This is a genomic window from Olleya sp. Hel_I_94, assembly GCF_007827365.1.
Classification (GTDB): Bacteria; Bacteroidota; Bacteroidia; order Flavobacteriales; family Flavobacteriaceae; genus Olleya.
This window is the reverse complement of sequence record NZ_VISI01000001.1, coordinates 380169-391783: the sequence shown is the minus strand read 5'-3', so window position 1 is coordinate 391783 and position 11615 is coordinate 380169. Positions and strand designations below refer to the sequence as shown.

Here is an 11615-nt window from a genome sequence, read left to right as displayed (position 1 = left end):
CAAATTTAGTGGTCTTTTTCAATTAAACAAATATTATTTAAAATAATTCTTAATAATAAGATTTAAGCAATTTAGACTCAATAATTTATAATTTGTAATGGATTAAATGCAGTACAAATCCTCAAGTGCAATTTTAATTTTTTGTTAAATAAAGAAATTCTGCTAAAAATTTAATACCTTTGCAAATATTAATGAAAGAGATTTTCTTTAAAATATCATCATTTTTTATGGCACTTTTAGTGCTGTTATCAACAGTATCTTTTACTGTTGATAGTCATTACTGTGGCGATACTTTAGTGGATACTTCTTTATTCGGTCACGCTGAAACCTGCGGTATGGAAGTTCAACAGCAATCGAATTCATCAGAGTGTGATATCTCCAAAAAAGATTGTTGTAGTGATGAACAAGTGATTGTTGAAGGTCAAGATACTTTAAAAACGTCGTTCGAAAAATTGGATAAAGACCAACAACTATTTGTTGCTGCTTTTATCCACACCTATATAAATTTGTTTTTCGAATCTCAAGAAGATTTAAATTCATTTAGAGATTATACACCTCCTCCCTTGGTCAGGGATATTCAAGTTTTAGACCAAACCTTCCTTATTTGATTTTTAAGTAATTAGAACTGTAGTCCTGCATTAATTTGTTTAGGACATTTCTGCTTGTTTTTCATTTCTTAAACAAGATTTATAATAATTACTTAATAATCATTTCTATGCTAAATAAAAGCATCAAATTTCTAATTGAGAACAAACTCGTTACAGTTTTAATGCTCACCCTATTTATAGGTTGGGGCGTTGTAAACGCGCCTTTTGGTTGGGACACTGGTTTTTTACCATCTAATCCTGTCGCAGTAGATGCTATTCCAGATATTGGGGAAAATCAACAAATTGTTTTTACCCAGTGGCAAGGTCGCTCACCGCAAGATATTGAAGACCAGATTACCTACCCTTTAACTACTTCATTACTGGGCATACCTGGTGTAAAGACCATTCGTAGTTCCTCTATGTTTGGGTTTTCTAGTATCTATATCATCTTTGAAGAAGATATTGAATTCTATTGGTCACGTAGTCGGATTTTAGAGAAACTAAATTCACTGCCAGCCAACCTATTACCAGGTGGCGTAAATCCATCTTTAGGACCCGATGCCACAGGTTTAGGTCAAATATATTGGTACACATTAGAAGGGCGTGATGAAAAAGGAAATGTAACTGGCGGCTGGGATTTACAGGAGCTGCGTAGTATTCAAGATTACTATGTAAAATACGGATTGTCCTCGGCAAGTGGTGTTTCAGAAGTTGCCTCTATTGGCGGTTATGTGCAGGAATACCAAGTTGATGTTGACCCTGAAAAAATGCGCCAATACAGTATTGGTTTAAGCGATGTTGTAAAAGCAGTAAAGGAAAGCAACCAAGATATTGGGGCGCAGACCTTAGAAATAAATCAAGCAGAATATTTAGTTCGTGGTTTGGGTTATGTAAAATCTGTAGCTGATATTGAAAATGCAGTAGTTACTTCAGAAAATTTTACTTCTATACGAATCAAGGATATCGCAAAAGTAAATTTAGGACCACAAACCAGACGTGGTATATTAGACAAAGAAGGAGCTGAAGTTGTGGGTGGTGTCGTTGTGGCTCGTTACGGTGCAAACCCAATGGAAGTAATTAATAATGTGAAAGACCAAATAGCGGAACTCTCATCCGGATTACCAAGCAAAGTCTTAGCAGACGGTCGCACATCACAAGTAACCATTGTTCCATTTTATGACCGTACAGAACTTATTCAAGAAACACTTCATACCCTAAATGAAGCTCTTACGCTTGAAATCTTAATTACCATTCTGGTCATTATAGTAATGGTGTTCAACCTGCGTGCATCCATCTTAATCTCAGGATTATTGCCTGTTGCCGTGTTAATGGTGTTCATTGCGATGAAGCTATTCAATGTAGATGCAAACATTGTTGCACTTTCTGGTATTGCTATTGCCATTGGTACGATGGTAGATGTAGGTGTCATACTTGCCGAAAATATGATTCGGCATTTGGAAGATGAAAAATTACGCTTTCGCGAAAGCGGAATCGAATACACTAATGATGAAATTGTCTATAATGCTACTGCCGAGGTTTCAGGAGCTATTTTAACAGCGGTTCTCACAACTATTATAAGCTTCATACCAGTATTTACATTAATAGGTGCTGAAGGAAAACTATTCAGACCGCTAGCATTCACTAAAACAATGGCGCTTTCTGCGGCCTTAGTTATTGCACTTTTCTTGATACCACCTTTTGCCGCTTTCCTATTCAGAAAAACAAATATTAGGGAACGTTCTAAATACATTCTTAATGGTTTGCTTATTATTCTTGGCATCACTGCCATTGTTTACGGCTATTGGTTAGGGCTTATCTTAATAGGGTATGGAGTTGTTGCGCTACTGAGTGTAAGAGATATTATTACAACAAAAAGAGCTAATTTATTTCACATCATCATTTCCTGTATTGCAATTGTATTCTTACTGGCTGAATACTGGCGACCGCTTGGTTTTGACCGTAGTATTTTAATGAACTTGATTTTTGTAGCGATTATCTGCTTTGGATTACTCGGTGTGTTTTCAATTTTCCAACGATATTATGACAATATATTGCGCTGGGCACTTCAAAACCGACTGCTGTTTTTAATCATTCCAACAACGGTGTTTATTTTAGGAGTGCTTATAATGCGTAACACAGGGAAAGAATTTATGCCATCGCTCAACGAAGGTTCATTTCTTTTAATGCCTACTTCTTTACCGCACTCAGGTGTAGAAGAAAACAAGCGCGTACTGCAACAACTCGATATGGCGGTTGCTACGATTCCAGAAATAGAAACGGTAGTAGGAAAATCTGGTAGAACAGAATCTGCGCTCGACCCAGCACCGTTATCAATGTATGAAAATATGATTCAGTATAAATCTGAATATATGCGGAATGAATCTGGAGAGCGCCAACGTTATAAAATGAATGATGATGGATTGTTTGTATTGAAAAATGAAAAATTTATCATCAACCCAAATAACGAAATCAGTGACGATGCAAACTACGAAGCATCTCAACTTAAAACAAACGCAACTAATGAAGATTTAATTCCAGATGATGATGGGGAATACTACCGTAACTGGAGACCAGAAATAGTCAGTCCTGATGATATATGGAATGAAATAGTTAAGGTCACTAAATTTCCTGGAGTTACCTCTGCACCGAAACTACAACCTATCGAGACAAGATTGGTAATGCTTCAGACTGGAATGCGAGCACCTATGGGCATCAAAGTGAAAGGGCCTGATTTAAAAACTATTGAAGCCTTTGGCCTGCAATTGGAAGGTCTTTTGAAACAAGCCGAAGGTGTAAAAGAACAAGCTGTTTTTGCAGACCGTATTGTAGGTAAACCTTATTTGTTAATTGATATAAAAAGAGAGCAATTGGCGCGATACGGAATTTCAATTATGGATGTTCAAGAAGTACTTCAAGTAGCCGTAGGCGGTATGCCACTTACCCAAACCGTAGAAGGTCGTGAGCGTTATGGTGTTCGTGTTCGCTACCCAAGAGAGTTGCGTGGTAACCCAGAAGACCTTAAAAATATTTATGTACCTGTGGAAAAAGGAAGTCCGGTTCCATTAGGCGAGTTGGTGGATATTCGTTATGAACAAGGTCCGCAAGTAATTAAAAGTGAAGACACATTCTTAATCGGTTATGTACTTTTTGACAAGCTCGATGGTTTTGCCGAGGTAGATGTAGTTGAAAATGCGCAGGCCTTGTTTAAAAAGAAAATTGAGGCTGGCGAGTTAATCGTTCCTAAAGGAATCAGTTATAAATTTACAGGTACCTACGAAAATCAATTACGAGCGGAGAAAACACTTTCTGTTGTAGTGCCACTCGCACTTCTTATTATTTTCTTGATTCTATATTTCCAGTTCAAATCAGTCAGCACATCGCTTATGGTATTTTCAGGAATTACTATAGCCTTTGCTGGTGGTTTCATTATGATTTGGTTATACGGCCAAGATTGGTTCTTCAATTTTAATCTTTTCGGGGAAAATATGCGAGACCTGTTCAATATGAAAACTATCAATTTAAGTGTGGCGGTTTGGGTAGGTTTTATTGCTCTTTTCGGTATTGCTACAGATGATGGGGTGGTAATGGCAACCTATCTCACACAGTCTTTTGACAGGGAAAATCCAGAGGATAAAAAAGGAATTCGACTGGTAACCCTTGAAGCTGCTGGCAAGAGAATACGCCCTTGTTTAATGACAACCGTAACTACCATTCTGGCACTATTACCCATACTCACTTCTACAGGAAAAGGAAGTGATATAATGATACCTATGGCCATCCCAATTTTTGGTGGGATGATTATCGATATTACCTCTTATTTCTTGTTACCAGTGCTATTTAGCTGGAAGAAAGAATTTCAATTAAAACGAGCTAAAAAATGAGATATATAATTTTAATAGTACTTGTTTTTTTCGCTTTCGCGGAAGTAAATGCACAAGATTTAGCATCCTATATTCAGGAAGCTGAAAAGAATAATCCAGAAATTCAAGCTTTTGAATTGCGCTACAACATAGCGGAAGAAAAGGTAAATGAAGCTGATTGGTTACCAAACACAGAGATTGGCGTAGGCTACTTTGTGAGCGAACCAGAAACCCGTACAGGGGCGCAACGTGCACGTTTTTCAGTAAAACAAATGTTGCCTTGGTTTGGAACCATATCAGCAAGGGAAAACTATGCTTCATCAATGGCCGAAGCCCAATTTGTTGATATAGCGATTGCAAAAAGAAAACTTTCGTTATCAGTATCCCAATCCTATTATAAACTCTATGCCATAAGTGCAAAACAGGGTATTCTGGATGAGAATATAGAACTTTTGGAAACCTATGAACGCCTTGCATTAACCTCTGTAGAAGTGGGAAAGGCATCAGCGGTTGATGTACTTCGCCTTCAGATAAGACAGAACGAGTTGATTCAACAGAAAGAAGTGCTGGAACAAGATTATTTGGCGGAGCAAGCGCTCTTTAATAATCTTTTGAATCGTGATGAAAATATTGCCGTAGAGGTCGTAAAGCAGATGATAATTCCCGAAGAAGATGTGTTTATTTTGACTGACAATCTACAGCTTAACCCAGAACTTATTAAATACGATAAATTATATGAATCTATCGAAGAAGCCGAATTATTAAACCAAAAAGAGAGTGCGCCCAATATCGGTTTTGGTTTGGACTATGTGCCTGTATCAGAACGTCCAGATATGAATTTTTCCGATAATGGTAAAGACATTGTGATGCCTATGGTTTCTATTTCAATCCCCATTTTCAATAATAAATATAAGTCAGTGACAAAGCAAAATGAATTGAAACAATTGGAAATAAAATCACAGAAAGAAGAGAGGCTCAATAACCTTGAAACACGTCTTGCACAAGCTATTTATAATAGAAATACAATGAGAATAAAGTTTAATGTACAGACAGATAATTTAAAGCAGGCTAATGATGCCGAAGGAATTCTAATTAAAAATTATGAGACCGGTACCATAGATTTTAATGATGTGCTCGATGTACAAGAATTGCAATTAAGGTTTCAAATCAATTTAATCGAATCTACAAAAGGCTATTATTTAAAGTCTGCCTTGATAAACTATTTAATAAATAAATAAAAATGAAAAAATTAGCAAAACCATTCGTATTACTATTATTAGTAACCTTTAGCTTAACAGCTTGTAATTCAAAAACGAAACAGAATAAAGAAAAAGAAACAGCTGTAGTGACACTACAAAAGGAGACAATTCAAGAAACACAACAAGAGTACGAAGTAGGTGCCAAAGTACCAAACGATTTAGTTTGTATGGTAAACAATGCCTATATGGGAAAACCTCAAATACCAGTACCTGTTAATGGTAAGACCTACTACGGTTGCTGCCAAATGTGTGTAGGTAAATTAAATAACGAGGAAACTGCTAGAACAGGTACAGATCCTTATAGTAATAAAAAAGTTGATAAAACAGAAGCTTATATTGTTTTAATGAAAAAAGAAGGTGAAGTAGCTTATTTTGAGTCAGAAGAAAATTACAGCAAGTATAAAGAATCTCATTAAAGGTAAAAAAACAAAAAATACTATCTTAAAAAGGTTGATTTAAAAAAATGAAAACAAAAATGAAAACAAAACTAATAGTATTATTCTTACTTACATTAACTACGGGCATTTTTGCACAAGAAGTGCAAGTAGCGGAAGGAAATATAAACAACCTTCCAGTAAGAGAACATACCATAACCTTACGTGAAGCTATAGTAAACAAAGCAGGAAAAGACGTTATGGGAATGACCGTTAACGGAACAATTCCTGGTCCAACTTTGGAGTTTACCGAAGGAGAGTATGCAGTTATTTACGTAAAAAATGAAATGAGTGTAGAAACCTCTGTGCATTGGCACGGACTTTTATTACCAAATTTTTACGATGGTGTTCCTTACTTAAATACACCACCTATAGAACCCGGCCATACACAGAAATACGAATTTCCCGTAAAGCAATCTGGAACATATTGGTATCACTCGCATACAATGTTACAAGAACAAAGCGGCGTATACGGTTCCATTGTTATTCAGCCTAAAGAAAAAGTGTTGGATTATGACAAAGAATTGGTGTTGGTCTTATCTGACTGGACAAATGAAAAGCCAATGAATGTACTGCGTAATTTAAAACGTGGCAACGAATGGTATGGTATTAAAAAAGGAACAGCTACACCACTTAACCAAGTAATTGCACGTGGCGCTTTTGGTGCACAATTAGATTTTTGGAGACAGCGTATGGAAGGTGCAGATATAGCAGATGTATACTATCCTGCATTTTTAATTAATGGAGAGGAAAGTATTGAGTACCCAGAATTTAAACCTGGTGAAAAAATTCGATTGAGAATGATTAATGGAGGAGCTTCTACCTCTTTTTGGATGACTTTTGGTGGGAAAACGCCTGTACTGGTTTCTTCAGATGGATTAGATGTGGTTCCTGTTGAAAGAAATAAAACATTTATAGGAGTAGCAGAAACGTATGATTTTATTGTCACAGTTCCACAAGAGGGTAAGATGGAATTTAGAATTACTGCACAAGATGGTTCTGGTACAGCCTCTGCTTTTATAGGTAATGGTCCAATTTTACCTGCAATGGATGTTGCTCGACCAGATAAAATCGGGATGATGCAGAAAATGGCTAAAATGGATATGAAAATGGGTGCACACGCCTTAAAATTTCAGCCAGGTAAGGATGAGCGTTTTGAGATGAAAGAGGAATACGGGATGCAGATGGATAAAATGGAAGGAATGAAAATGGATGGAGAGATGAAAATGGATCATTCTAAAATGAAAGGTATGAAAATGGACCATTCTAAAATGGCAGGAATGGATATGAAGAAAGACAAAACAATGTCTGGAATGAATATGGAGAAGCCTAAAGATTCTATGCCAATGGATAATTCTAAAATGGAAGGTATGAAGATGGATCATTCAAAAATGTCTGGAATGGATATGAAGAAAGACAAAACAATGTCTGGAATGAATATGGAGATGTCTAAAGACTCTATGTCAATGGACCATTCTAAAATGGAAGGTATGAAGATGGATCATTCAAAAATGTCAGGCATGGATATGAAGAAACCAAAAGATACTACAGCAATGGGCAAGATGGACCATTCTAATATGGTAGGAATGGATATGAAGAAAGACAAAACAATGTCTGGAATGAATATGAAAAAAGAGAATACTATGCCAGGAATGAAGATGGAAGGAATGGATATGTTTTCCGAGTATAATTATGATTATTTGAAGTCGCCTGAAAAAACAAACTATGATAAAAATATTCCTGTAAAAGAAATATTATTAAATCTTACAGGAAATATGAATCGTTATATCTGGAGTATGAATGGTGTACCATTGTCAGAGGCGGATAATATCAAAATAAATAATAAGGAAGTAACGCGCATTACATTCAATAACCTGACGATGATGCACCACCCAATGCACTTGCACGGTCACTTCTTTAGGGTACTTAATGAAAATGGAGAATACTCACCATTAAAGCACACGGTAAATGTACCACCAATGCAAAAAATGACCATAGAATTTTATGGGAATAATGGTGATGAGGCTGGAGACTGGTTTTTCCATTGCCATATTTTATATCATATGATGGGTGGTATGGCAAGAGTAGTGTCCTATGATACACCAAGAGATCCAAGAATGGATGAATTTCCAGCTTCTAAAATTATTGAAGAAACTAACAAATGGTACTCTTGGGGATTGGTAGATGCGGCGTCGCACACTACTGGTTTTAATTTAATGACCTCTAATATTAGAAATCAATTTAACGCATCTTTTGAATATGGGTGGAACCAGAATATGGAAGGTGAAATAACTTATGAACGCTATTTACACGATTATCTAAGGGTTTTCGGTGGTATTAATATTGAGAATGAAACACGTGATAGCTTAGAGAAATTTAGTACAACAGCAGTTGTTGGTGTTCGTTATTTAACGCCTTACTTATTCAATTTAGATGTACGCGTTGATAATAAATTAAGACCAAGAATTGGTGTAGGACGAAGTATAATGATATTCCCTAAACTGTCTGTATTCGGTTATTATGAATATCAAATAGATTTAGGTTTTGTGGATAATATACCAATGAATAAAGACTTCACTTCAGAAACAGTTTGGAGTACAGGAGCTGAATATATGCTCTCAAGAAACTTTTCACTTATGGCGAGTTACGATAACCGTTTTGGTACTGGCGGAGGATTATCAGTAAGATTTTAAATAATTTAATAACCTAAAATAAATAAAAATGAAAAAACTAAAATCAACACTAGGTATAGTTGCGATAGCATTTATAACCTTAACAGCGGTGTCTTGCAAAGACGCAAAAAAGGAACAAAATAACTCAGATGGTAATCATTCAGAAATGAACCATAATAACAGCGATGGACATCACGATGAAGAAAGCAAGAAAATGGCAATGAATGGAAATGGTGCATCTCAAGTCATTTTAAATGACTATTTCAACCTCAAAGATGCTTTAGTATCTGATGATAATGCTAAGGCAAAAGAACTTGGTGCTACTCTTGCAAAAAGCTTCGGTAATCTTAATGTTTCAAATTATACAGACGCTCAAAAAGCTGATCTAAAAGACATTATTGAAGATGCGGTGGAGCACGCAGAGCATATTTCTGAAAGTGATATAGACCACCAGAGAGAGCATTTTAAAATCTTGAGTAAGGATGTAACCGATATGGTTGCAATCACAGGAACAGAAAACACGCTATACCAACAATTTTGTCCAATGTACGATGGCGGGAGTAATTGGTTAAGTATGAGTGAAGAAGTAAGAAACCCTTACTACGGAAGTAAAATGCTGAAATGTGGTAAGGTGCAAAAAGAAATTAACTAAATGAAAATTGTAAAGATTATAGCAATAATACTACTGGTAGCGTTCGTGGGAATTCAATTTATTCCCACTACACGCAATCAGAGTGATACTGTACCGTCAACTGATTTTATGCTGGTCAATAATGTACCAGAAACTATTCAAAAAAAATTACAGGTATCCTGCTATGATTGCCACAGCAATAATACTCAATACCCTTGGTATAATAAGATTCAACCTGTTGCTTGGTTTTTGGAAGACCATATTAAAGAAGGCAAAGCTGAACTTAATTTCAACGAATGGGATTCATTATCCAGCCGAAGAAAAGCAAGTAAGTTAAGGTCTATTATCAAGCAGATTGAAAATGACGAAATGCCTTTGGATTCTTACACTTTGATACATAGTGAGGCAACATTTACAGAAGCTGAAGCAGAAGAGTTAATCAATTTTATCACACAATTAAAAGATAGTTTATAAACAATAATTTAAAAGTAATTAAAATGAAAAATTTAAAAATGAGTATTGCAGCAATGCTATTGTTAGCAGTTTCTTTTACCAATGCACAGGAAAAAGAAAAAATGAACCACGATCACGGAGATATGAAAATGGACCATAGCAAAATGATGAATAAAAATAGTGACGCAAAAGCAGAAGCTATTTTAAGTGATTACTTTAATTTAAAAGATGCTTTAGTTGCGGACGACACAAAAAAGGCAGCACAAGCAGGAACAAAATTGGTAGCCACTCTTAAAGCATTTGATATGGGTAGTTATACAAAAGAACAACAAAAAGAGCTGGCCGATATCATAGAAGATGCTACCGAGCACGCAGAACATATTTCTGAAAGTGCGATAGACCACCAACGCGAGCACTTTAAAACGTTAAGTAAGGATATTACTGATATGGTAGCTATTACGGGTACGAAAAGCACGTTATACGAGCAATTTTGCCCAATGTATGATAAGGGTAGTGCGTGGTTGAGTACAAGTAAAGAAGTGAAAAATCCATATTACGGCAGTAGAATGCTTAAATGCGGAAAAGTTCAAAAGACTATTCAATAGATAATCCTTTGTTTAAAAAATATTTTCAATGTTCTGGTTTATTAGTTAACAGAAGGTTGTAAAATGATAAAGATATCTGAATAGTTTTTAAGTCCTGTCCTGGGAAGGAAAACAATGTTGATGGTTAGTGTTAGTTCCTTCCCTAGTCAGGCACAATTAATTTTGAAAAGAAAAGTTGATTTGGTTAATAGCAGCCTGCACAAGGGAGAGAGAATATATCCCTAAAATAATAACATCTCTCTTCCTATGTCAGGCATAAAAAAAATTATGATGAAGAGAAGTTTAGTGAAGAGTACTTGATTGTGAGGGGTAAACATTTGGTTGGTTTATTGGTTAATAAAGGTTGCCTCTCATCTTCAAGTATTATTTAAAGGATTTTGCGTATAACAAAGGAAGATATAACAATGAAAGAGTGTTGCAAAGACGGGTGTCAAAATACAACTGAAAAGTCTGTAGTTAGAAAATGGTTCAATTACATAATATATACCATACTAATCTTAATAGTTGGTGGTGCTTTGGCGCTTCAATTATTTAGTTAAGGAAATAAATTGAAAATGACTAAAGTGAACACAATAGAAAAATCTGAAAGAATTGGCTTTTACAAGCAACTGTTTAAAAAGGTATTGCTTACTGCAAGTATAGTGATTGCTCTATCGTTAAGTTATATACTATGGGTAGGTGTAGATTCCGCCAGCCAATTTCTACCCTTTATAATTGTTGGTTTGGCTTTGGTCAAAACCATTTTTATCGTAAGGCTCACTTTTATACAGTTAAGTAAAATAATAGGCGAAAGTCATCAGCTAACCCACGTTCTTACTTTATTTGGGGTATTGATTATTTTGATTGTCCTTTCGTTTTCAGCAGATTATCACGCTTTATATACTTTGAACCCTGAAAATTTTAAATCGAGTACAGCGCTCAATGGCTCATTTTCATTACAGTTTTTTGAGTTTTTATATTTCAGCTTAATTACTTTTTCATCGGTTGGCTTCGGAGATATTGTACCATTGAATATTGCAGGTAAACTATTGGTAATGATGGAAGTTTTCTTGAGCTTTTTGGTATTGGTATTTGGTATTGCAAACATTAATAGAATTCACGTTAACAAATAACC

At 35.5% G+C, this 11615-nt stretch carries 9 protein-coding genes; all 9 read left to right on the top strand.

The window, feature by feature from the left end:
* The first annotated feature begins 191 nt into the window (after positions 1 to 191).
* The 9 genes from JM82_RS01875 to JM82_RS01835 all read left to right on the top strand — a co-directional run bounded on the left by JM82_RS01875 (position 192) and on the right by JM82_RS01835 (position 11613).
* Positions 192 to 608, top strand: coding sequence for an HYC_CC_PP family protein (locus JM82_RS01875; protein WP_145000720.1), 417 nt, complete (start codon positions 192 to 194; stop codon positions 606 to 608).
* Between the two features lie 107 nt (positions 609 to 715).
* On the top strand, positions 716 to 4468 hold the full coding sequence (locus JM82_RS01870) for an efflux RND transporter permease subunit (RefSeq protein WP_145000718.1): 3753 nt from the start codon (positions 716 to 718) through the stop codon (positions 4466 to 4468).
* Positions 4465 to 5685, top strand: a complete 1221-nt coding sequence (locus JM82_RS01865) for a TolC family protein (RefSeq protein ID WP_145000716.1) — start codon at positions 4465 to 4467, stop codon at positions 5683 to 5685. Before JM82_RS01870 ends, JM82_RS01865 begins: the two co-directional genes overlap by 4 nt.
* 2 nt (positions 5686 to 5687) lie before the next feature.
* A complete protein-coding gene (locus JM82_RS01860; protein WP_145000714.1) occupies positions 5688 to 6122 on the top strand; it encodes a hypothetical protein in 435 nt (144 codons plus the stop codon).
* A 59-nt stretch (positions 6123 to 6181) separates the two neighbouring features.
* The gene (locus JM82_RS01855; RefSeq protein WP_145000712.1) at positions 6182 to 8833 is read left to right on the top strand and encodes a multicopper oxidase domain-containing protein; all 2652 of its coding nucleotides are present in this window, start codon (positions 6182 to 6184) and stop codon (positions 8831 to 8833) included.
* Between the two features lie 28 nt (positions 8834 to 8861).
* Positions 8862 to 9464, top strand: coding sequence for a DUF3347 domain-containing protein (locus tag JM82_RS01850; protein ID WP_145000710.1), 603 nt, complete (start codon positions 8862 to 8864; stop codon positions 9462 to 9464).
* Positions 9465 to 9917, top strand: coding sequence for a heme-binding domain-containing protein (locus JM82_RS01845; protein WP_070237425.1), 453 nt, complete (start codon positions 9465 to 9467; stop codon positions 9915 to 9917).
* A gap of 23 nt (positions 9918 to 9940) precedes the next feature.
* Positions 9941 to 10501, top strand: a complete 561-nt coding sequence (locus JM82_RS01840; protein WP_047418842.1) for a DUF3347 domain-containing protein — start codon at positions 9941 to 9943, stop codon at positions 10499 to 10501.
* A gap of 563 nt (positions 10502 to 11064) precedes the next feature.
* The gene (locus JM82_RS01835; protein WP_394330317.1) at positions 11065 to 11613 is read left to right on the top strand and encodes a potassium channel family protein; all 549 of its coding nucleotides are present in this window, start codon (positions 11065 to 11067) and stop codon (positions 11611 to 11613) included.
* Positions 11614 to 11615: the final 2 nt, after the last annotated feature.